This window comes from Flavobacterium chryseum, from assembly GCF_004362015.1.
Taxonomy (GTDB): Bacteria; Bacteroidota; Bacteroidia; order Flavobacteriales; family Flavobacteriaceae; genus Flavobacterium.
The window spans coordinates 138,615-160,870 of the sequence record NZ_SNWW01000005.1; the positions used below are offsets into that span (position 1 = coordinate 138,615).

Sequence of the window (22,256 nt, forward strand, 5' to 3'; positions counted from 1 at the left end):
GAGCTAAGGTACGAAGTTTTTTTATTTATTGTTTGAAGGTTTTAGTTTCAGATTTCAAGTTTCAGATTTGTCAGGCTGAGCGACGTCGAAGCCTCTTTCACAATAAACAAGCCTTCGACTTCGCTCAGGATGACACTTGTTTTCAAAACTAAAAACTGTTACTGCGACTAAAATCTACTGAATCTTAGAAGCCAGCAAATAAATAACCGCCATTCTAATTGCTACACCGTTTTCTACCTGATTCAAAATCACCGAATGATTAGAGTCAGCCACTTCAGAAGTAATCTCTACTCCTCTGTTGATTGGTCCCGGGTGCATGATGATGATTTCTTTTCCCAAAGAATCCAAAAGTGGTTTGTCGACTCCGTATTGTTGTGCATATTCTCGTGTTGAAGGGAAAAAGTTGACATCCATACGTTCATTCTGAACCCGAAGCATATTAGCAACATCGCACCATTCTAATGCTTTTCTTAAATTCGGTTCAACCGTAACTCCAAGCGATTCAATATATCTCGGAATCAGTGTTTTTGGTCCGCAAACTTTAACCTCAGCACCTTGCATTTGCAAAGCATATATGTTTGATAAGGCAACTCTCGAATGCAGAATGTCGCCTACAATAACTACTTTTTTTCCGGCTACATCGCCTAGTTTTTCTCTGATCGAATAACTGTCTAATAAGGCCTGTGTAGGGTGTTCGTGTGCTCCGTCGCCGGCATTTACGATACTTGCTTTGACATTTTTAGATAAAAAATAAGCCGCTCCGGGATTGGAGTGGCGCATTACAACCATATCAACTTTCATTGATAAAATATTATTTACAGTATCGATTAACGTTTCGCCTTTTTTAACTGAAGACTGAGCGGCCGAAAAACTGATAACATCTGCAGATAAACGTTTCTGCGCTAATTCGAAAGAAAGTTTTGTCCTGGTACTGTTTTCGAAAAAGATATTGGCAATGGTAATATCTCGTAATGAAGGAACTTTTTTAATGGGTCTGTTGATGACTTCTTTAAAATGATCGGCAGTTTCAAAAATCAGGTTAATATCATTCTCGTTGATGTATTTAATTCCTAATAAATGATTTACGCTTAATTCTTTCATTTTTATTTCTTTAATATTTATTTGTCAAATTCTTGAATTTCTGAAACATTCAGTCCTTCAATGCTTCTTTTATGAGCAGCTACTCTATCGAATCATTCTTTCTACAACTTCGCTGTAATCCTGCAAATCTCTTCCGTCTTCATCAAAAATATGCTGCCATCTGAAACCCGGAATTTCTATTTTTGTTTTCGGAGATTCATTCCAGTTTACTTCAAAACCGTTATTTCTTAAAACTTCTGCAACTTTTTTTCCCACCTCGATTGTCGTTGCAGCATCCTCATTATCTACTTTTTGAAAAGCGATAAACAAACCCGGATCTTCTACAGATACGGCTCTCGCCAAATCCTGTTCGTGATAAAAACAATAACCATCAGACTCTACTTCATTTTCACGCAGTTCGCTTTCAACCTCAACTACTTCACTTTCGCCATCGCTTGTCGTATAACCCGCATTGTGAAGTGCAATGATATTCTCTTCACACAACTCATCAAACGCTTTTATTAGCTTTTCAGTATCTGTTGGACTTTTCCATTGTTTACTTTCTGAAAGTAATTTTTGGTATTCTTCTCTTATTTTATCAAAGGCCCATTCTTCTGAAATTTCATCTTCAAATTCATTGTCTTCAATTTCTTCTATAATGTTTTCTTTAATCTCATCAACAGAAAGAAATCCCATTCTAACCTGATTAAAAATTGATTCATAAATAAACGCTTCGTTCTCTGTCATGATTTATTGTTTATTCGTTGATTTGTTTAACCGTTGATTTGTTTGATTGTTTAATAGTCTGGTTTTGCGATTAAACTTTCTAATTCGTTACTAAATGCACAACGTCTTCACCTTCATTTTCTTTCCAGCTTACTTTTACTTTTTCATTATTAATGGCATCTACCTGACGGCCTCGATAATCGGGCTGAATTGGCAGATTACGGCTAAAACGTCTGTCGATTAACACTAACAATTCGATTTCTGACGGTCTCCCGAAAGACTGAATTGCAGTTAAGGCAGAACGAATGCTTCGTCCGGTAAACAAAACGTCATCTATAAAAATAACTTTTTTGTTTTCGACTATAAAATTTATTTGTGTTTTATTGGCTTCAAGCGGTTTATCTGTTCGGCGAAAGTCATCTCTAAAAAAAGTGATATCAAGATATCCTAACTGAATTTCAGGTGTTTGATATTCGCTTTCTAAGATTTGTTTTAAACGTTCTGCTAAAAAAACGCCTCTCGGCTGAATTCCGACTAAAATCGTATCCGAAAAATCAAGGTGTTTTTCAATCAATTGACAAGCCAAACGATGAAGTATGATAGTAACTTCTTTTGAATTAAGTAATACTTTCTGGCCCATAATTAAGTGTAGTGTTTGCTTGAGCAAATATACAAAATCAGAATTTATTTGTTGTGGTGTTGGGCGGGGAAATATCTATTTTTGTATTGAATGAAATTTCATACATAAAATTAAGCCTAAATAAAATTATCATATTACTCATTTCTAAAAACATAATCTTCTTTTGAGCGTAACTTTTAAAAACATATTTTTGCAAGAAAAAATTCAGAAAATAAGAAAAATCACACTTTAAATATTAAATTCAAATATGAAAAAAATCTTATTTGTTGTAGTTCAAGTTCTATTACTAAACCAAGTAAATGCTCAGAATTTATTGTCAGATTGGCAAAAAATGCGTTTAAAGGGAACAATAGATAAAATCGTCGAAATACACGAAAGGTGCCCTTCTATAATGGCAGAAGGAGGTTCATTTTACTGTCCAAAAGATACTATCACTTATAAATTTACTGAAAAAGGATATTTAACAAATTCTAATTCTGAAAATGAAAATGTAAAAAAAACAACTTTAAACGGATTTCAATATGTTACAACCTATGAAAATGTAAAAGGTTTAAATAAGAAAAGTTTTGAAGATGTTTACAATGTCAAAAAACAATTAATAAAACAATCAAGTTATTATGTTCATGATACAGAAGAGCGAATATTAAATCAATGGGAATATTTTTATAATAAAAATGGAAATAAAGTCAAGGAAAAATCTACAGAATGGTGGAATAATATCGCAACTGTTGTATTAAGTGATTTAAATGAATATGGAGATATCATAAAAAGACAAACTATCAGGAATGATAAAATTACTAATGAAGAAGAATTTAATTACAAATACACAAATGATAAATATGGCAACTGGATAAATAAAACATCATCAGGTAGTTATAATGAAACCTGGACCAGAAAAATCACTTATTAAAAAAAATAAGTTCTTGCCCCAAAATAGATCAACTTCAAGAATAAAAGCAAACAACGATTTACCCCGATACAGAGCAATCTAGATATTATTTGGAAGAAAGTAAATTTTAGTTTTATGAAAGTAAAAATCATATCAATACCGGTACAAAAACACCATCGCCTAAATATACACAACGATAGCGCGGAAATTTCTTTCCGTGCTCGCAAAGTAGATAACCTTAAAAATTCCTTCCAATTTCTTATATTTAATAAAACAAAAAACTTACTACTATGAGAAAAATAATCGTCATATCAATGATTACAATCGATGGAGTAATGCAAGCGCCGGGCGGACCTGAAGAAGATACATCAAATGATTTTGAATATGGCGGTTGGGTAGCGCCATTTGGTGATGAAGAATATGGCAATGTCATGCAAAAACAAATGGAGCCTGCTGATGTTTTATTAGGAAGAAAAACATTTGATATTTTTGAAGATTATTGGCCAAAACATGCAGAGGGCTGGCCAGGAATTAATGAAGTTACGAAATACGTTTTGTCATCCACCAGAAAAAACTCAGATTGGGAAAACTCCGAATTTCTTTCCACTATAGAAGACATCAAAAAACTCAAAAATTCAGAAGGTGGCGATATTAAAGTTTGGGGAAGCGCAACACTTGTTCAGCTTTTACTTCAACATGATTTAGTTGATGAACTAGGACTCTTAATTTATCCTATAATTCTGGGCAAAGGGAAGAAACTGTTTGATGATGCTGCGATTCCCGCAGGGTTTACATTACTAGAAAGTACGGTTACACCAAGTGGCGTAATTGCTGTTAGTTATAAACGAGCTGGAGAAGTTAAGACTGGTACTATTGGAGAGTAATAGATTGTTTTTACTAACAATATTGCTTATTCATAAAACCTCCCCTGCTCTCCAAAGTGTTCTAAATTACTATGATCGTACCCGCTCCAACAAGCAATAATTTGAACGAAATATATTCTTAAAAGCAAATTAAAAAGAAATTTGCAACGGAAAATCGTAACGGGTACGAAGTCGGGAGACTTCGCACAGGCAGGAGCTTATAAAATAATAACAACGATGTCTAAAAATTTATGATTTTAAAACTATTTGTACTGATAAAAAAGCCATTATTACTTTTACTCTTTTTTCTCTTCCTAATATCATGTGAAAGAGAATGCAAATTATCACCTATTCCTAGTAACCTTTTTGAATTAGAAAATTGTAAAAAAGAGTACATATTTCATTGCGGTAATGATACAGTTCATGCAAAAATTACTGATAAGTATGATTATTACGAAAAAACTTCATTTAAAAGTCCAACAAACATTCGGAGATGTGAACACTACAAATCTTACGAATTAGATTTTAAAGGCCAAAAAATATTAGTGTCTGTTCGAAAGAAAGTTAACGATTCTTTGGAACTTGATGTTTTGGCATTTGGCAATTGTATCAAATTTTCAAGTGAGAAAAAAATTATGCAAAAAGAATTATTACAAAATAAATATTACCTTTTTGAAAGAGAATCAGATTGCGACTCTAGTAATAGCATTTTCAAAAAAGTGATATTAAAAGGATATCTTATTACATCAATTACTACTTCCAACAATAAGATCTGGACAATTAAATAGATTTTAAAATTCCGTACCAGTAAAGTTTATCAAGTTTATCAAAGAAAAAGAAATTAATATTAAAGTCCAATAGCAATAAATTAATATTCATACAATTAATAAATTATGATAATCGGAAATAAAGAAACTTTTGCAGTTGAATTAACTATAGATGAAAATAATCCTAAAATGGGTTACGCAAAATTATGGCTTCAAAATATTTTTTTAGGAACCAATGAAGATCTAATTTACTTAAATGGTTATCTAATTTACTTAATCGATGAACTTCTTAATTCAAAAAAAATCAATTTGGAAGTTGAAAAATTAACCAAAATTGAAATTTTTAATCTACTAAAATCCAGCCTGAAAAAACGCTCCGATTATGCGATTATAGGATCAACATTTACAGATGATTTTGAAATTTATTCTTACAGCAAAAATGATGATCTTTTTGTGTTATGGAAATTAAACGGTCACAATGATATAATATTTAGTGATCTAGAAAAATATGGAAATGAAATTCAGTTTGCGTGTATCTCACAAAAAGAAGTTGAACAGATAAAGGAAAAAACATTAGAAATAATAAAATTAAGCATCTGATAAAAATCCGATAGCTCCGATCCCGAAGATACACAAAACAATAGCGCAGAAATTCTTTCCGTGCCCACAAATTGAATAACTCAGCAGAAATTAATATAGATTCAGTAATTAAAACGAATGATTCATATCGATAAAAACACATTTCCGTATTGTTATATTGAACAAAAGAAATTTGATTGTGGAGAACCATACGATACCATAATACCAATTTTCAATTTATCAATTAATCCTGAATTGTCAGATATTGAATATACAATTGAAGTACTTGGTAAAAATAATTTCAAAATTAATTTAGAAAAACTATACAATATCATACTTAACAATGAGGAAAATGATCGTGTAGAAAATTTTAATACAATAATTTTTAATCGCGATTTTATCTTAAATAATATCAATACATATTTAAGCTCTAATTCGAATAACATTTCTCCATGGAAACACTATAATGAGGAACATCTTGAGCATTTTTTCGAAAATCATTATTTGGAATCAATTGAAAAAGATCTAGATAGAATATTATTATTTGACAGAAAAGCATACTAATTATATTTTACTTTAATAAAACCTCCCAAAAGAAAAATCAACCTTCCACATCTCTATTTCATTCTTACTAGTTTCCAATTGCGCTTCTCCTGCATAAACAAACATTTGCTGTTCGTAATCTTTTATAGCCGCTTCTATCGTTTCAAATTTTCCATTAGTTAAATTCTCAGATAAAATTAAAGCATCTTTCAGTCCTGTATTTACACCTTGACCTGCGAAAGGCGGCATTATGTGCGCGGCGTCTCCAATAAGTGTTATAGGCAACGCGCGATTACTTTTCCAGGGTTTATCTAAAGGTATTTTTCTGGTTTTCAATACAACAAAAGAAGACGTTGAACGAAATAATTCCAGATACGATTTGTGCCAATGAGAGAATCTGGTGGAAAGGAATTTAATAATACTTGGATTGTCTTCAAGGTTCAATTCTGTTTCTTCGGGCTTTTTAAAAATTACGCTGTAGGTTAATACGTTGCTGTTTTTAGGATTTGCAACTAACAGATTTCCTTCTCTTGCAATCATTAGAATAGTTTCATTGCAAAGTTGGTAGAATGCTGTACATTTTGTTTCCGCTTCGTGAACTTCACCTTGAATCATAATCGTTCCGGTGTATTCAATTTCTGCATCTGTAACATACTGTCTTGCTTTAGACATTCCGCCATTTGCACCAATAATTAAATCTGCGGTTTCCTTAATTCCATTTTCAAATTGCAAAAGCCATTTTCCGTTATCTTCTTTAATATCAATAAATTTTCTGTCCCATGCAACTGTGTCGGTTTTTAAACTATCAAGCAATAATTTCCTTAGATCATTTCTGTTTATTTCAGGGTTCTCATTTCTATTTTCTTCTGTTGGTTGTCTGGAGAATAAAATTTTGCCTTCCTTATCAGCAATGGTTCTTCCCATTGATAATGCCATTGCATAATAGTGTTTTAGTAATCCCGCTTCTTTCAAAGCATCTTGTCCAGAACCTTTATGCAGGTCTAGCGTACCGCCTGAAATTCTGGTTTCTGCGTTTTTATCTCTTTCGTAAACGGTAACTTCTATTCCTTTTTGCTGTAGTAATCTTGCCATTGTCAAGCCAACGGGTCCTGCGCCAATAATGGCTATTTTTTTATTTTGTAATAACATGAATCTGTGTTTAATTATCAGACACAAAATTCTGGTTTACTAGTGCTTTAGGATTGTATAAATGCGACAAAATTGTTTTTAAAAATTTGTTACTTTTTGGCATTCTTTGCAAATGCCGATGGCGTCGTTCCGCTATAGCGTTTAAATTCTTTATTAAGATGCGATTGATCTGTGTAGCCTAAATCATGCGCTAAAGCTGCGAGGTTTGCATTGGGATTGAGCATTAATTGGTTTCGCACTTGCTCAAAACGGATTAACGCAGACACATCTTTAACCGTATATCCTGAAGATTGTTTAAATTTTCTTTCTAATGTTCGGACTGTGGCGTGAGCCGCATCTGCGACTTGACTTACAGGCATTGAGCCGTTTGTTTCCCGCATCGCAATTCCGGCTTTGAACAACATACTCTTATCAGAAATTGATAAATGCAGATTTAGGAAATAGTGTTTTACCTCATCAATTGCTTCCTTTATATTTCCCGCTTGAATCAATTGATGCAACTTTGATTGAAGTTTTGAAATAGGATGATCGAATTCCTGCACTCCGCCTTTACCCGATTCCAGTCCGAGTAAACCAAAAATGGTCCAGGGAAAACAACGGATACCAATAATTTCTAAACTGTTTTTGGAAAAAAAAGTAACGGGTTGATTTAGCAATCCTATCATAAATGGCGATGGTAATTGCTGTAAAACTCCGTTGTAAGAAACGGTGCAATAACTTCCAAAATAAAAAATAATTTCAGCGTAACCATCAGGCACTACTTCAAAACCTGATTCCTCTTCTCCGTATTCGATTCGATCGTACCAAAAACACTTTATGGTATCACGTAGTTCCGGAGGAGATTCAAATTCCTGATGCATATTTGAAGTTGTAATAAGTTAATGCATTGCGTGTAATTATTTTAACACATAGAAACATAGATTTGATTATGAATAAAAGTCGTTCCACTTAAAATAAAACGCATAGCTATGTGTCAATACTTTTTTGACAACTGTACCTAACGGTATTACATTCAAAATTACGAAATTCTTTTTAATCTTAACAAATCAATAAATATTAGAACTTTTATGCAAAATTATATAAGATGCTTTTTTGATGTTTGAAGTACTTTTATTTTACGATAATTAGAATACAAAATTCTTTTTAAAACAATTAAAAAAAGCAAAATCATGCAAAAGATCATTACACGTTTGTTGATGGTATTCGTAATACTATTTTCATTTACAAGCTGCGAACTAGTTGGAGATATTTTTAAAGCCGGAATGGGAGTCGGAATATTTATTGTGATTTTTGTAATCGCTATAATCATCTGGATCTTTACCCGATTTTTCAGAAAATAAAAAACATAAAAAATCCCGTTAGCTTTTGGTTAACGGGATTTCTTTTTTATCTAAAGCTATTTTTTATTTAGCATACATTTTTGTTCTTAATTCCTGTACTTTTTCATCATCCAGGTATTCATCAAATGTCATGTAGCGGTCAATTGCTCCGTTTGGTGTAAGCTCTACTACTCTATTACCTACAGTTTGTGCAAACTCGTGATCATGTGTTGTAAAAATTACAGATCCTTTAAAGTTTTTCAACGAGTTATTAAAAGCTGTAATTGACTCCAAATCTAAGTGATTGGTTGGCTCGTCCAGCATTAAGATATTAGCGCGTTCCATCATCATTCTCGATAACATACAACGTACTTTTTCTCCTCCTGATAATACACGGCTTGTTTTTAAAGCTTCTTCTCCGGAGAAAATCATTTTCCCTAAAAATCCTCTAATAAAAACCTCATCTCTTTCTTCTTCCGTTTTTGCATATTGACGTAACCAGTCTACCAAAGTCAAATCGTTTTCAAAAAAAGAATGATTTTCTGCCGGTAAATAGGCTTGGTTGGTTGTAATTCCCCAATCAAAAGTTCCGGCGTCTGCTTTTTGTTGATTGTTTAAAATTTCGTAGAATGCTGTTGTTGCACGTGAATCTTTTGAGAAAAGCACAATTTTATCGCCTTTTGCCATATTCAAATGAACACCTTTAAACAAAAGATCTCCGTCTACAGAAGCTTCTAAATTTTCAACATTCAAAATCTGATCTCCGGCTTCACGATCCTGATCAAAAATAATTGCTGGATAACGACGGCTTGAAGGTTTGATATCTGAAATATTCAATTTAGAAATCATTTTTTTACGAGAAGTTGCTTGTTTCGATTTGGCAACGTTCGCACTAAAACGACGGATAAATTCTTCTAACTCCTGTTTCTTTTCTTCTGCTTTTTTGTTTTGCTGTGCACGTTGTTTCGCCGCTAATTGGCTAGACTCGTACCAGAACGTATAGTTTCCTGAATAGTGATTGATTTTTCCAAAATCGATATCAGAAATATGTGTACAAACCGAATCTAAAAAGTGACGGTCGTGCGATACTACAATTACTGTATTTTCATAATTTGCCAGGAAATTTTCTAACCATGAAATGGTTTCAAAATCCAGGTCGTTGGTAGGCTCATCCATAATAAGTAAATCAGGGTTTCCAAAAAGTGCCTGCGCCAAAAGCACACGAACTTTAATTTTTCCCTCAAGATCGCCCATTAAAGTATAATGATGTTCTTCGTTGATTCCTAAGTTAGACAACATCGAAGCGGCATCAGAATCTGCATTCCATCCGTTCATTTCTTCAAACTGAACCTGAAGCTCTCCAATTCTGTCTGCGTTTTTATCGTTGTAGTCTAAATAAAGTTCATCCATTTCTTTTTTAACAGCGTACAACACTTTATTTCCCATCAAAACTGTTTCCAAAACCGTATGTTCATCGAACATATTGTGATTTTGGTTTAAAACCGACATACGTTTTCCCGGTTCTAAATGAATATGTCCTGAAGTTGGGTCTATATCGCCTGAAATGATTTTTAGAAAAGTAGATTTTCCAGCACCATTGGCTCCAATAACGCCGTAAATATTTCCGTGAGTGAATGTGGTATTTACTTCGTCGAACAAAATTCGTTTGCCAAATTGAACTGATAAATTATTGACTGTTAACATGAATGTCTTTTTAATTAATTTGGTGCAAAAGTACGGAAAAAGGTTCAGAGTTGCAAAGGAACTAAATGGCTAAGTTTTTTATGCAAACGAGATTTTTCTCGCAAAGACGCAGAGGCGCAGAGAAAACAAACTTTGTCTGTAAATTTCTACCATGTAAGTGATATAAGTTCATTTAAATTCAAAGAATTAACTTCTATAAAGGACAGTTTTAATACAAACGATACCAATTCCGCATTAACAAAAAAAAGAAATTGAAAAATAAGATATATACATAAATATTTCTTTTGTCATTTTTAATCATATAAATACTCATAAAATAAAAACTAAATTAAAAATTGAAAAAATAACATTGGTAATATTTATTAAATAATACACCTTTACTATGCCATAATTAGTCTTATAATAGACATCTAAAACACCAAAGAGAATGGGAAAAACTAATCCCAGGTAAAGCGTCCATTTAATACATTTAATCATAATTTAAAGTATAGTCTTTTTATTCAAATACAAATATCACAGTCTGCTTTCCTTCTCCAAAGCAACTTCTAAACTTCTGAAATTAGGTAAAACTTTCGCAATCATACCTTCTTTATTGAGAATAAAATGCGTTGGAAAAGCATTCAATTGTAATGTTTCATTCATGTAAATTTTCATGTTTGGAATTACGGAATACGAAAGTGGTTTTCTCGCCAGGAATGTTTTTAATTGCTCCGGCGTGTCTTCGGCTAAACTTAAAAAAACAATATCTTTTCTGTTTTTGTATTTCTCAACTAATTGATTTACTTCGGGAAATTCTTTAATGCAGGCGGCGCAATGAATATACCAGCATTTTATAACGATGATTTTTCCTTTCATTGATTCGTTTGAAACAACATTTCCGTCTAAATCTTTAAATGAGAATTTAGGAAAAGGCTTTCCTTCCATTTCGAAGTTTTTCAATGCATCAAAAGCTTCCTGATTTATGGTTGCTTTTATACTGGTATCTGATTTTGGAAGAATTTTAAATAACTTGTAATAATAAATTAAATCCTTTGATTTTAATCGGATTGGGATGTTATTTCCATTTACCAATTCCTTTAAAAATTGCTCTTTCGAAATTTCTTTAGATTGAAGATCAAGCGCCATAAAATCTCTTGAAAGCATCATGTTTTTGCTTTGATAATTCCACCAATCGCTGTACTTATTTTGAATTTGAATGGGATCGACTTCAGGATTTCTGTATTTGGTTTGGCTGTTGCAGGAAGTGAAAATTAGAAATATTAATAGGAGAGTGATGGATTTCTTCATGAAATTATAGTGCAATAATTGGGATTCAAAAGTACAGATTTTTTTTAAATCGTAAAGTTTGTCGTTATGAACGCGGATGATACGGATTCGGCTTGCGGAAACACGGATTAACGCGGATCTTTCTTTTCTGTGTGTCATCCTGAGCGAAGTCGAAGGAACGCTAGTTGCTCGACAAAGATTAGTAAGTATATGCGGAGTTTCTTGCGCACCTTCAACTTCGCTCAGGATGACAGAAGATGCGTGATTGTGATAGTATTATTTGAAACCGAGTTATTAGTCACAGAGATTTTTAAAAGTTTTATTTCTTAAAATTAATTATTCAAGAGGCAAAAAAGAAACATCCATTACATATTTATTTGGATTATTTCGATCAATCAAAACATTAATTTCATCTGTTTTTATAAACTCTGTTGGATCAAACCAAATATTATCGCTTTCAAAAAGATGAATTTTGTTTGTTTTTGGGTCTAGCCATTCCGTGCAAATAAAATAAGGATTGCTGTCATTTAATGATACGCCTAAATCAATCTGTACATCGATAAATTTTGTTGTAATACATGTACCGCTTTGTTGTAAAAACTCTATTTTCCTTTGTTTGGAATGATTGGATAGAAAAAACGAGAAACCTGTCAAAAAGAAAACAGCTCCTAAAAATCCTAAAACTGATACTCCTAAATATTGAGTATAAAAATCATTGATACTAGCATTATTCGGATTCTCGGGATCATACAAAACTTCAACACTTTCGCCTTCGTTGTAGCCTGATGGATTATTACCAGTATTAGATGAAAATTTAATTTGCCTACCTTCTTTAGTGACAAAAGACACAAAAGTTCGATCATTTGTCGAGTTACTTAAAACTGTACCCGATACAACATTTGCTTTTTCTATAAAAACCCTATCTTGCTGATAAATGTAAAAGACTTGTACCCATATTACTAAACCAATTATACAGAAAATATATTTCATAACCGAAATGCTATTTTTCATCCTTTTAAAGTATTAAATTTTTAATGCAAAATACTTCTAAAAGAAATTACAAGTACTATAGATTCAGTTTTTTTTATTACTATAAAAACAAAAAAACCCGACAATAAATTGCCGGGTTCATAATGCTTTCCTTCAGATGAAAACCAAATAACAAATCACCTGAATTCTATGCATTTTTCGAAATAAAAATTAGATTAAAAAATAAATAACCAAACTCAATTTTAACCGTCCCATTTTCTTATTTCTAGATTTTTCATTCATTGTAACTTAGTTTAAAAAGTTCATTACTTTGAATGATTTTTTGTTTCCTGCTTTGTCTGTTACTACTACTAAAAATAATTGTTTAGAAGAGAAACTTTGGCTTTGAAGGAGTACTTCTTTATTGTTTTGAACATTTCTGTGACTTACTAAATTTTGTCCCAATACGTTGAATACATCAACCTGAGCAATCTCTTCGTTTTCATTTGAAACTGATAATGCATTGTTTTTAAAATACGCTATCGTTGCACTGCTTTTTGAAGAAATATCATCAAGCGCTAATGTTTTTGCTGCTGATTGCGAAGCAAAATAAGCGGCATACGCTTTAGACAATTCAGATGAATTACCACAAGATGAAGCATCCCAGTTTACAGACCAGGTCATTAAACCTCTTAAAGAAGGATATGGTCCGCCTGGCTGCATAGTATATGTTCTTCCTGAAAAAGTGGTTCCGGTTCTTAAATAATGCATCGCACTAATTCCTTCTGCCGGCGTTAAATAACCGCTACCTGCTGCACTTGGACAAGCTGGTAATGCAATAAGAACTTTTGAGGGTGGTAAACCATCAAAACGCATTCCTGTTGTCGCAATATTATACCCTTTTATTATCATATCAGTTAGGGCTGTTACCATGTTTGCTTTCTTAGCTGAACCATAATATTGACCATCTAATCCGTTTTCTCCTCCTGTATTATACAATTGTACAGCTAACAAATCCAATTCATTACGTAAGTTTTGAATGATTGGCAGGAAAGAACCAAAAGTATCCGTATAGGTAGAATATCCTCCTTGTACGTATTGTGTCTCCGGAGCTGCAGTTAATAAAAATCCAGGGCCATAGTGAGCTTTTAATTCTTTGAAAGCATCTACTACGTTTTTTAATCTTGGATAAGCAGAAATACCCGCATAAGAAATATCTCTTAAACCTCCTGCATTAAAATTCATCGATCCGCCTTCAAAATCAATATCAACTCCATCAAATTGATACTCATCAATAATTGCTTTCAGACCATTAACAAAAATATTTTTTTGAGTTACATTGTCTAACACAACATGACCATTTTGACCTCCGATAGAGACAATAACGGGAACGCCGCTATCTCTTAATGATTTTATATCATTTTTCAACAATTGCTTATTGAAAACACCGTTTGTCAGATATCTAGTGTCATTTGTAGTTAATAATGGTGTATAACCATCACGATTTACTGTTTCTACGAAAGAATAATCAACTACGTTAAACTTACTTCCCACCATTTGAGAAAAATATAAAAATGGAGCACCTGCATTTTCCCAGGAATGTGCATATCCTAAAATAATTTTAGATGGAAGCGGAATAAATCTATTACTGCTCACTGGAGCAATTTTAATGGTATTGTTTAATGTAGTTACACCAGATTGATTATCAGTTGCTTTAATTACAACTGGATAATCCTGATAAGCAGATGGTGTAAAATTATACGTATAGGTATTATTTGCACCTGCTGTCATGTTAAATGTACCTCCATTTATTGTAATAGTAACGCCTGAAACTGATCCGTTACTATCAACAGCTGTAACTGAAATTGGCACAACCTGGAAAGAACTTTGGTTTACAGTTGTATTCGAAGGTGAATTCCAAGTAATTACCGGCAGTGAATTTGGGCAGTTTGAACCTGAACAATTTAATGTAAAACTATATGTTTTTGAATCTGTTGTTCCGTTTGATGCAGTAGCCGTAACGGTTAATGTATGAGCAACCGAAAACTGATTTGCTGCTGGTGTCCAAATCGCTGTATAAGTTCCCGAAGAATTGGTAGCACTCAGGCTTTGTCCATCTAAACTAAATACAACAGATGAGATTGTAGTTGCATCAACAGCACTTAATCCAACACTTGCAACAAAATTAATTGATGATCCTAAATTTATAGCAATCGCCGAAGCTGTTGGCGCTGTAATGGTAACTACTGGCTTAGTAGCAACCACCGCTTGTCTGTTAAAATTATAAACCGTTGGAGTAGTTGGAACTGCAAAGTTGGTTAAGTTATTTGGATAATAAGTCACTTCACCGTTTTCCCATGAATTTAATTTCAAACTTAAAATTTGTGTATAACCTGCGACAACTGAATTATCGAAAGTATAATTTCCTGATGCATCTGTTGTTGCTAAAACACTTTTCCAGTTATGTGTATTATCTGTCCAAGGTAAAACGATTTCTACTTTTGCACCAGCAACCGGAGTTGTTCCATTTTTAACTGTTCCGCTAATTAAGTTTACGGCTGCAGCCAATGCTGATTTTGCAGTAGAACTTGTGTTGAAATTGTAAACGGTTGGATTTGCAGGAACTGCAAAGTTGGCCAGATTATTTGGATAATAAGCTACTTCTCCGTTTTCCCAAGAGTTTAATTTTAAACTTGTAACGGTTGTATAACCTGCTACAACTGAATTGTCAAAACTGTATTTTCCTTGTGCATCTGTTATAGCAATAACGCTTTTCCAGTTGTGTGTACTATCTGTCCAAGGTAAGACGATTTCTACTTTTGCACCTGCAACCGGAGTTGTTCCGTTTTTAACTGTTCCGCTAATTTTACTTGAAGGAACTACAATAATATCTTGCGTAAAGTTTAAAGTTTTGTTGGCCGTTAAATTCGTATAAACTGTTGAAGCCGGCGTATAAGTTTGTCCTGCTAAAGCTGCAGTTACTGTATAATTTCCGCCAGAAGGCAAACTAAGCGAATAAACACCGCTTGCATTTGTAACAGCCGAATAGCTTCCTCCTGTAAAAGAAGCAGTAACGGTTACACCAGAAACCGGAGTTGAATTATTTAAAACTGTTCCGCTTACAGTATAATTTACAACTGCTGCACCTTGTGCAAAATTCAATGTTTTATTTGCATTAATTGCAGTATAAACTGTTGAAGCAGGCGTATAAGAGAATCCTGATTTTGCAGCTGTCACAGTAAAGTTAAGTCCTGCTCCTAAACCTGCAATGCTATAAACACCGCTTGCATTAGAAACTGCTGTTAATGTTGTACTTCCTGAAACTGCCGAAACTGTAACCCCTGAAACCGGAGTTGCTCCGTTAAGAACTGTTCCGCTAACGGTGTAAGTTTGTTGAGTTCCATTAATAACAACGGCAGTTTGATTCACTGTAACATTGGTTAAAGTTACCGGAGTAAAAGTATAAGTCGCTTTTAAAGCTGTTAGTGTATAATTTTGTCCCGAAGTTAAATTGCTGAATGTAAAATTACCACCTGTAGAAACTACTGTTTGCAATACTACATTACTAGCGTTACGCAATTCAACTGTAACATCCGGAACTAAAGCTGCTCCGTTTTTTACAGAACCTGAAATGCTTACTGTTCCCGGAACAACACTTCCAAATGAAGTATCAACCTGAGTTAATAATGCATTAGGAATTGAACCTCTGGTATCCTGAGATAATTCCCAAACCATACCTCCTGCAAGATTTCTTGATTTAATGTATTGCACTTTTAAATCCATCGATTGTTTATCTTCATAAGAGATAAACTGTTTTAAAGTAGCATTGTATAAATAAGGAACTTTTGTTGTGTTATCAAAATAGCGTACCCATCCTGCAGAAGCTGCGGCTGGTGTAACTAACATTGTATTTGGATCTAAATAAGGATGTGAATTCGTAACCGGATTTCCGACTAAATCGCAAATTTCGATACTTCCTGATTTTTCGCAAGCTGCAGGTCCATCCCAGGTTCCCGTTGGATTTTGTGGATTTGTACATCCTGAAACTATATATCTTGGTGCAGAAACGAATAATCCGTTTGTGGAATTAGTGGCAACATTATCGAATTTTTTTCCATAGAAAGGCAATCCCATGATTAATTTATTAGCAGGAAAACCAACAACATTCAGAAATTGATTGGTTAATTCATCTAAAGATTCTGATTGTGTTGCACCATATAAGGGATCATTTGGATTTCCGCTTGCGTATAGTGGCGCATTGTAGCATGTTTTATCATACCAGTTTCCTCCAAAATCATATCCAAAATAAGTGATATAATCACAATAAGTCGAAATGTCTTCTGTCATTCCGTATTGTGCTCTGTTTGTTGGTCCTAAATATTGAGACGCAACTTTACGAACATTGTTTCCGGCAGCAATTGTAACTAATTTATTCGGCATTGCCTGACGCATTGCTTTCAATAAATAAACTAAATTTTTGTTGTCGTCCGGGCTGTATTTTTGTGGAGGAATTGGGGCTCCGTTAATCACTTCGGTACCGTCTGTTCCTCCGGAAAGAGGATATTCCCAGTCGATATCAAATCCATCAATAAATGGATACGTAACAATAAAGTTTGCCATGTCTGCAGCCAAAGCGGCTCTTGCTACAGGACTTGCAGCAATTGGAGAAAGATCCTGACCTTTTGTCCATCCTCCAACAGAGATTAGAATTTTTAAATGCGGATACTTTTCTTTTAACTTTTTCAAGTCATAAAAATTTCCTTTTACCGGAGCATCCCACGGGATTCCGCCTTCCATATGCTCAAAATCAGCATAGGTATCCAAACAATGCAATTTGGTATTCTCCGGATGGGCAGGATCAAAAGTTGTCCCATAAAAAGAATAATTCAAATGCGTTATTTTACTTCCATCTATCTTCGGGACATTAAAATCCCGGGCATAAATAGACCATTGCGCATAATACCCTACTACTTTTTTTCCGTGAGCCGGTTGGGCCAACGCGAGTAAGGGAAACAGTAACAATAAAAGCAATCTGTAATAATGTTTCATAATTAATTAATATTGGTTAATAGAAAATAAATAGTCCAATTACAATAGATTACATGTCAATAAACACATAAAATACAACAATCGGGGTTCAATAATTTGCGAATAAAAAACATCGCAACTCATTGGAAATTAATTCATATTATTTCTATAAATAAATATTACTATTACTGATCTGCCATAATCATTAGTAAATAGTAAGTAGGCTTATTTATATACTTTTAAAAATTAGTTGTGGAACATAAAATGATGAATTTGGAGAACTCATCAATCTAAATACTTTAATGGTCATGTTTTTATTCTGCTATTTGGTTTTAAGTGTTAATACTCTTTTGATGGTTATTTTTTTAATGATTTGGTTATTTTTAAAAGGCTGAAAAAGTATTTTAGAAGTTTTATAATTACCTCTACCAGAATTTCTGATAGAGATAATTAAAACACTAAAACAAATGGTAACTTAAACTTCTATACTAATTCAAACCAAACTTTTATATTAATTTCTTTAAGCTATTATAAACTGCTAACTCCACATCTGCATGTTCTTTTGTGTTACATTGCTCGATTAAGTTTTTTAAATCTTCTGATTTTAAAGTCGATTTATTATCTAAAACAAACAACAATTCCTGCGAAGCATCAGTTAATTTTTTTGATAAAGGTAAAAGCGCCTGAACTAATGGTGCGTTTGCACTTAGCTCAATTAAACCTTTGTTTACGGCAATCCATTTATTAAAAAATCCTATAATTCGTGTTTTATTTTCAGGCGTTTTATTGGCTAAATATTTTGTTACAGCTTCATCAAAAGCTAAAGCGTCTTTGGCATCGGGCGTGCAGGCATCTGCAAAAAGTGTCAACGGAGAATACATTTGATATTCTGTTCCACCTTTATTTCTGGTATATCCTTTTAATGGCTCACAAACATTAGAAAATTCGTTAAGCGATTTTATATTTTGATTATTTGCAATGTTTCTTAAGATAACAGCTCTGTTGCGAATGTGCGTTAATCCTAATTCTTCTAATCTAAAAGAAACGGTTTCAAGACGTTTGCGCATGTTGGCTACATCTTTAACATCTTCTGCTGACCAAAGTCTTTCTGCAATGGCAGCTGTTCTTGGCCAAACTCTTGAATCTAATGTTGTTGGCGTTGCAAGTTCTGTCCACATTGTAGCTTCTCCGCCCAGAATTCTCGCTTTTTCTTCTGCAGATAAATCAGCTCCTTTTGGCATCGGATCGTTTAAATAATGGCTTTCAACCGGATACATTAAGTCAATATAATAACCGTTTGACAATACTGTTTTATAACCTTTTTTAACGGCATCTACTAATGATTGTCCTGGAGCAACACCTTCATTAGGACCTCTCCATGAATGAATAATAGCTTCTTTTGACATGTTTTTTGTCAAAATTTCTTCCCATCCCATCAATTGTTTTCCGTGTTTTTTAAGCATCGGAACCAATTGCATTGTAAAATACGTTTGCAATTCGTGGTTTGTCGCTAGCTTATTTTTCTTTTTAAATTCTTGTATTTTTGGATTTGCGTCCCAATCTTTCCCTTCGTTTTCATCTCCCCCGATATGAAAATAAGACCCGGGAAATAATGGGCACACTTCATCGAATATTTCACTCAATAATTGATATGTTTTAGGATTTGAAGGATCTAATGTTGGCGAAAAAATACCTGCATTTCTTTCAATTCCATAGGTCGCAATTGCGGTTCCCTGAATATTTTTTTCCTGAGTTCCTCCGTTTATTGTCATCACTTTGCTACCTATTTCCGGGTAAGCGGTAAGTATTGAAGAGCCATGACCGGGAACATCTATTTCCGGAACGATCAAAATACCGCGCTCATCAGCATATTTTACGATATTTTTAATTTCCTCTTGTGTGTAGTATTCTCCATCTGAAGCTAATTCTATTAGCTTTTTGTGTTTTTTCATTTCGATTCTCCAACCCTGATCGTCTACTAAATGCCAGTGAAAGACATTCATTTTCATGGCAGCCAATGCATCAATATTTCTTTTAATAACATCTACAGGCTGAAAATGTCTTGCGGCATCGATCATTAAACCTCTCCATGTAAATCTTGGAAAATCTGAGATTTGTGCATTCGGAAAATAAAATGAAGTACTGTTATTCTGCAACATTTGCAATAAGGTTTCAAGTGCGTGTAAGGCGCCTAAATCGCTGGTTGCATTTATTGTAATTCTATTTTGTTTGATGTCTAAATGATAACTTTCATCTTCGTATAAACCAATTTTACCACTTTTAGTACAATTTATTTGAACCTCAGCTGTTGGAACTTCATTTAATTTTTGAATAAATCCCTGTTCGAAAAAAATACCGGTTCTACCATCTAAGCGACGTAAAAAACGAGTTACTCCTCCAAAAATTCTTGGGTTTGGGTTTCCGGTAATGTTTACTTTAAAATTTTTAGTTAAAGCAAAATTCCCTTCGTTTAATACAACACTTTGCGGCCAAGGCATAAGATTTAGCTGCTCTTTTTGAATTTGAGCACTAGAAGTTAAACCCGCTAATAGTAGGACTAATAAATATTTCATTTGATTTTTTTTGAAAGATGTTATCCGGAGACAACATTAATAATGTGTAAAGAAAACAAGTTCAGAATGATTTATATTGAATCTCACTAATCGCAATAAGATCATTCTGAATTTTGTAGTTTGATTCGCTCTCACCCGAATCGGTTTTAAAACAACGCTAATAATCAAAACGCTTAAACGCCTCGATAGCTTCATATTCAGCCAAACCTAATTCATCGTATAAGATGGCTGTATTTTTATTACGGTCTTCTGCCCTAACCCAAAACTCTCTTGAATCGTTTCCTTGAAACATAACTCTGTCTTTTTGAGATTGATGGTATAAAATGGCATGACGTTTCAATAATACTTCTGATGGAGAAAGCGGCACTGCCATATCAATTTCATTAATATCCCATTCCTGCCATGCTCCTCTGTACAACCATAACCAGCAATCATCCATATAAGATTGTGATTTTAGTTCCTTCATTGCTGCAAATATGGCGTTTAGGCAAACTTCATGCGTACCGTGCGGATCAGCAAGATCGCCTGCAGCAAATACCTGATGCGGTTTTATCTGATCAATTATATTTTTTACAATAGCAATATCTTCGGCGCCTAAAGGGTTTTTCTTAACTTGTCCTGTTTCGTAAAAAGGAAGATCTAAAAAGTGCGTATTTGTATCTTTTAATCCAATATATCTTGTTGCAGCATACGATTCTCTTCTTCTGATAAGTCCTTTTAATTTTCGAACTTCTAAAGAATCAATTTGATTTTCTGATTTATTATTCAAAAAATCAATTACAGATTTAAAGTTGATTCCGGTGGCTGCATCGCCAACAAAATCTTTAGCAACCTCAGCAAATTTTAATGCTTCGTCATCTGTAACTGCTATATTTCCGGAGGTTTGATATACAACGTGTACATCATGACCTTGTTTTATCAATTTTGAAAAAGTTCCTCCCATAGAAATCACATCATCATCCGGATGCGGACTAAAAAGAATTACTCGTTTTTTTGCAGGATTGGCTCTTTCCGGTCGATGTGAATCGTCTGTATTTGGTTTTCCACCCGGCCATCCTGTAATGGTATGTTGCAATACGTTAAACATATTGATGTTCAAATCGTAAGCAGAACCTTCTTGTGCCAATAGATCAGACATTCCGTTGTTATTGTAATCTCTGTCTGTTAATTTTAATATAGATTGTTTCGTTTTTTGGCATAACCAAACAATCGCTTTGCTTTTTAATTCTTGTGTCCAAATACATTCTCCTACTAACCAAGGCGTTTTAAAACGCGTTAATTCTGTAGCTGCAGACTGATCTAAAACGAAAGTTGCATTAGGGTGATTTTGTAAAAATGTAGCAGGAACTTCTGAACTAATATCGCCCTGAATAGTTCTTTTGACGATATCGGCTTTGTTTTGTCCCCAAGCCATTAATACAATTCTTTTTGATCTCATAATGGTAGAAACTCCCATGGTAATTGCTCTTTTCGGAACATTATCTATACCATTAAAGTCAGATGAAGCATCTACTCTTGTAATGTGATCCAGTGTAATAATTCTGGTACCCGAATTTATGTGCGATCCCGGTTCGTTGAAACCTACGTGACCTGTACGTCCGATACCTAATAATTGAAAGTCAAGGCCTCCAACGCTTTTAATATTCATTTCATAGTCGATACAATACTGATTTAATTCATCAATAGCTATATTACCATCCGGAATATTAACGTTTTCAGGTCTAATGTCAATATGATTAAAAAGATGCTGATGCATGAAATAATGGTAGCTCTGATTGTTCTCTTTTGTCATTGGATAATATTCATCCAGATTAAAAGTGATTACATTGCTAAAACTCAAGCCCTCTTTTCTGTGCATCCTAACCAGTTCCTCATAAACTTTTATAGGAGAAGATCCTGTAGCTAAACCTAATACGCAAGATTTACCTTTCTCTTGTTTGGTTCTAATAAGTTGTGCAATTTCCTGCGCAACAATTATTGAAGCTTCGGCAGAACTTTTGAAAATTTCATTGTGGATTTTCTCAAATCTGGTTTCTTCAAATTTCCCCGCACTTTTGTAGCTGATATCAGGTTTTATTTCTAAAGCACTTTTCATTTTTTTCTTTTTTGCTATTTACAATTTTGGTTTTTGAAATGGTATAAACAATTTGCATTGCTTATA

General features: G+C 33.6%; 17 protein-coding genes. 6 read left to right on the forward strand and 11 right to left on the reverse strand.

Annotated features, from left to right (window positions below; translation table 11 throughout):
• Nucleotides 1–174 precede the first annotated feature (174 nt).
• The 3 genes from EV143_RS11325 to pyrR form a co-directional block, all read right to left on the reverse strand.
• Complete coding sequence (locus EV143_RS11325; protein WP_026984442.1) at nt 175–1,101, reverse strand: aspartate carbamoyltransferase catalytic subunit; 927 nt, start codon at nt 1,099–1,101, stop codon at nt 175–177.
• Nucleotides 1,102–1,185: 84 nt separating this feature from the next.
• A complete protein-coding gene (locus EV143_RS11330; protein WP_133508054.1) occupies nt 1,186–1,827 on the reverse strand; it encodes a DUF6891 domain-containing protein in 642 nt (213 codons plus the stop codon).
• Between the two features lie 79 nt (nt 1,828–1,906).
• The gene (gene pyrR, locus EV143_RS11335; RefSeq protein WP_133508055.1) at nt 1,907–2,446 is read right to left on the reverse strand and encodes a bifunctional pyr operon transcriptional regulator/uracil phosphoribosyltransferase PyrR; all 540 of its coding nucleotides are present in this window, start codon (nt 2,444–2,446) and stop codon (nt 1,907–1,909) included.
• A 247-nt stretch (nt 2,447–2,693) separates the two neighbouring features.
• Here pyrR and EV143_RS11340 point away from each other — a divergent pair, with 247 nt between their 5' ends.
• From EV143_RS11340 to EV143_RS11360, 5 genes are all read left to right on the forward strand, one after another.
• Nucleotides 2,694–3,356 carry a hypothetical protein gene (locus tag EV143_RS11340; protein WP_133508056.1) on the forward strand — a complete coding sequence of 221 codons (663 nt, stop codon included), beginning with the start codon at nt 2,694–2,696 and terminating at the stop codon, nt 3,354–3,356.
• A gap of 269 nt (nt 3,357–3,625) precedes the next feature.
• Nucleotides 3,626–4,219 carry a dihydrofolate reductase family protein gene (locus EV143_RS11345; RefSeq protein WP_133508057.1) on the forward strand — a complete coding sequence of 198 codons (594 nt, stop codon included), beginning with the start codon at nt 3,626–3,628 and terminating at the stop codon, nt 4,217–4,219.
• Nucleotides 4,220–4,449: 230 nt separating this feature from the next.
• Nucleotides 4,450–4,986 carry a hypothetical protein gene (locus EV143_RS11350; protein WP_133508058.1) on the forward strand — a complete coding sequence of 179 codons (537 nt, stop codon included), beginning with the start codon at nt 4,450–4,452 and terminating at the stop codon, nt 4,984–4,986.
• Nucleotides 4,987–5,091: 105 nt separating this feature from the next.
• The gene (locus tag EV143_RS11355; RefSeq protein ID WP_133508059.1) at nt 5,092–5,565 is read left to right on the forward strand and encodes an Imm42 family immunity protein; all 474 of its coding nucleotides are present in this window, start codon (nt 5,092–5,094) and stop codon (nt 5,563–5,565) included.
• Between the two features lie 117 nt (nt 5,566–5,682).
• Nucleotides 5,683–6,108, forward strand: coding sequence for a hypothetical protein (locus EV143_RS11360; protein ID WP_133508060.1), 426 nt, complete (start codon nt 5,683–5,685; stop codon nt 6,106–6,108).
• Between the two features lie 12 nt (nt 6,109–6,120).
• Here EV143_RS11360 and EV143_RS11365 read toward each other — a convergent pair whose 3' ends face one another.
• Nucleotides 6,121–7,236, reverse strand: a complete 1,116-nt coding sequence (locus tag EV143_RS11365; RefSeq protein ID WP_133508061.1) for an FAD-dependent oxidoreductase — start codon at nt 7,234–7,236, stop codon at nt 6,121–6,123.
• 89 nt (nt 7,237–7,325) lie between these two features.
• On the reverse strand, nt 7,326–8,096 hold the full coding sequence (locus EV143_RS11370; protein ID WP_133508062.1) for a helix-turn-helix domain-containing protein: 771 nt from the start codon (nt 8,094–8,096) through the stop codon (nt 7,326–7,328).
• A 309-nt stretch (nt 8,097–8,405) separates the two neighbouring features.
• Here EV143_RS11370 and EV143_RS21460 point away from each other — a divergent pair, with 309 nt between their 5' ends.
• On the forward strand, nt 8,406–8,576 hold the full coding sequence (locus tag EV143_RS21460) for a hypothetical protein (RefSeq protein ID WP_166638142.1): 171 nt from the start codon (nt 8,406–8,408) through the stop codon (nt 8,574–8,576).
• A 63-nt stretch (nt 8,577–8,639) separates the two neighbouring features.
• On the opposite strand, the gene EV143_RS11375 is transcribed toward EV143_RS21460, so the two are convergent.
• The 6 genes from EV143_RS11375 to nagB form a co-directional block, all read right to left on the reverse strand.
• Entirely contained in the window at nt 8,640–10,259 is a 1,620-nt protein-coding gene (locus EV143_RS11375; protein ID WP_133508063.1) for an ABC-F family ATP-binding cassette domain-containing protein, read from the reverse strand.
• Between the two features lie 513 nt (nt 10,260–10,772).
• Nucleotides 10,773–11,546, reverse strand: coding sequence for a TlpA family protein disulfide reductase (locus EV143_RS11380; RefSeq protein WP_133508064.1), 774 nt, complete (start codon nt 11,544–11,546; stop codon nt 10,773–10,775).
• A gap of 315 nt (nt 11,547–11,861) precedes the next feature.
• Nucleotides 11,862–12,536 carry a DUF3592 domain-containing protein gene (locus tag EV143_RS11385; protein ID WP_133508065.1) on the reverse strand — a complete coding sequence of 225 codons (675 nt, stop codon included), beginning with the start codon at nt 12,534–12,536 and terminating at the stop codon, nt 11,862–11,864.
• A gap of 267 nt (nt 12,537–12,803) precedes the next feature.
• Complete coding sequence (gene chiA / locus EV143_RS11390; protein WP_133508066.1) at nt 12,804–17,543, reverse strand: T9SS-translocated chitinase ChiA; 4,740 nt, start codon at nt 17,541–17,543, stop codon at nt 12,804–12,806.
• A 485-nt stretch (nt 17,544–18,028) separates the two neighbouring features.
• A complete protein-coding gene (locus tag EV143_RS11395) occupies nt 18,029–20,095 on the reverse strand; it encodes a beta-N-acetylhexosaminidase (RefSeq protein WP_133508067.1) in 2,067 nt (688 codons plus the stop codon).
• Between the two features lie 157 nt (nt 20,096–20,252).
• Complete coding sequence (gene nagB / locus EV143_RS11400) at nt 20,253–22,190, reverse strand: glucosamine-6-phosphate deaminase (protein WP_133508068.1); 1,938 nt, start codon at nt 22,188–22,190, stop codon at nt 20,253–20,255.
• Between the last annotated feature and the right edge of the window lie 66 nt (nt 22,191–22,256).

Excerpts from the sequence above, each read along its gene's own strand:
- EV143_RS11325 (WP_026984442.1), bottom strand. The coding sequence starts at position 1,101 with ATGAAAGAATTAAGCGTAAATCATTTATTAGGAATTAAATACATCAAC.
- EV143_RS11330 (WP_133508054.1), bottom strand. The coding sequence starts at position 1,827 with ATGACAGAGAACGAAGCGTTTATTTATGAATCAATTTTTAATCAGGTT.
- pyrR (WP_133508055.1), bottom strand. The coding sequence starts at position 2,446 with ATGGGCCAGAAAGTATTACTTAATTCAAAAGAAGTTACTATCATACTT.
- EV143_RS11340 (WP_133508056.1), top strand. The coding sequence starts at position 2,694 with ATGAAAAAAATCTTATTTGTTGTAGTTCAAGTTCTATTACTAAACCAA.
- EV143_RS11345 (WP_133508057.1), top strand. The coding sequence starts at position 3,626 with ATGAGAAAAATAATCGTCATATCAATGATTACAATCGATGGAGTAATG.
- EV143_RS11350 (WP_133508058.1), top strand. The coding sequence starts at position 4,450 with ATGATTTTAAAACTATTTGTACTGATAAAAAAGCCATTATTACTTTTA.
- EV143_RS11355 (WP_133508059.1), top strand. The coding sequence starts at position 5,092 with ATGATAATCGGAAATAAAGAAACTTTTGCAGTTGAATTAACTATAGAT.
- EV143_RS11360 (WP_133508060.1), top strand. The coding sequence starts at position 5,683 with ATGATTCATATCGATAAAAACACATTTCCGTATTGTTATATTGAACAA.
- EV143_RS11365 (WP_133508061.1), bottom strand. The coding sequence starts at position 7,236 with ATGTTATTACAAAATAAAAAAATAGCCATTATTGGCGCAGGACCCGTT.
- EV143_RS11370 (WP_133508062.1), bottom strand. The coding sequence starts at position 8,096 with ATGCATCAGGAATTTGAATCTCCTCCGGAACTACGTGATACCATAAAG.
- EV143_RS21460 (WP_166638142.1), top strand. The coding sequence starts at position 8,406 with ATGCAAAAGATCATTACACGTTTGTTGATGGTATTCGTAATACTATTT.
- EV143_RS11375 (WP_133508063.1), bottom strand. The coding sequence starts at position 10,259 with ATGTTAACAGTCAATAATTTATCAGTTCAATTTGGCAAACGAATTTTG.
- EV143_RS11380 (WP_133508064.1), bottom strand. The coding sequence starts at position 11,546 with ATGAAGAAATCCATCACTCTCCTATTAATATTTCTAATTTTCACTTCC.
- EV143_RS11385 (WP_133508065.1), bottom strand. The coding sequence starts at position 12,536 with ATGAAAAATAGCATTTCGGTTATGAAATATATTTTCTGTATAATTGGT.
- chiA (WP_133508066.1), bottom strand. The coding sequence starts at position 17,543 with ATGAAACATTATTACAGATTGCTTTTATTGTTACTGTTTCCCTTACTC.
- EV143_RS11395 (WP_133508067.1), bottom strand. The coding sequence starts at position 20,095 with ATGAAATATTTATTAGTCCTACTATTAGCGGGTTTAACTTCTAGTGCT.
- nagB (WP_133508068.1), bottom strand. The coding sequence starts at position 22,190 with ATGAAAAGTGCTTTAGAAATAAAACCTGATATCAGCTACAAAAGTGCG.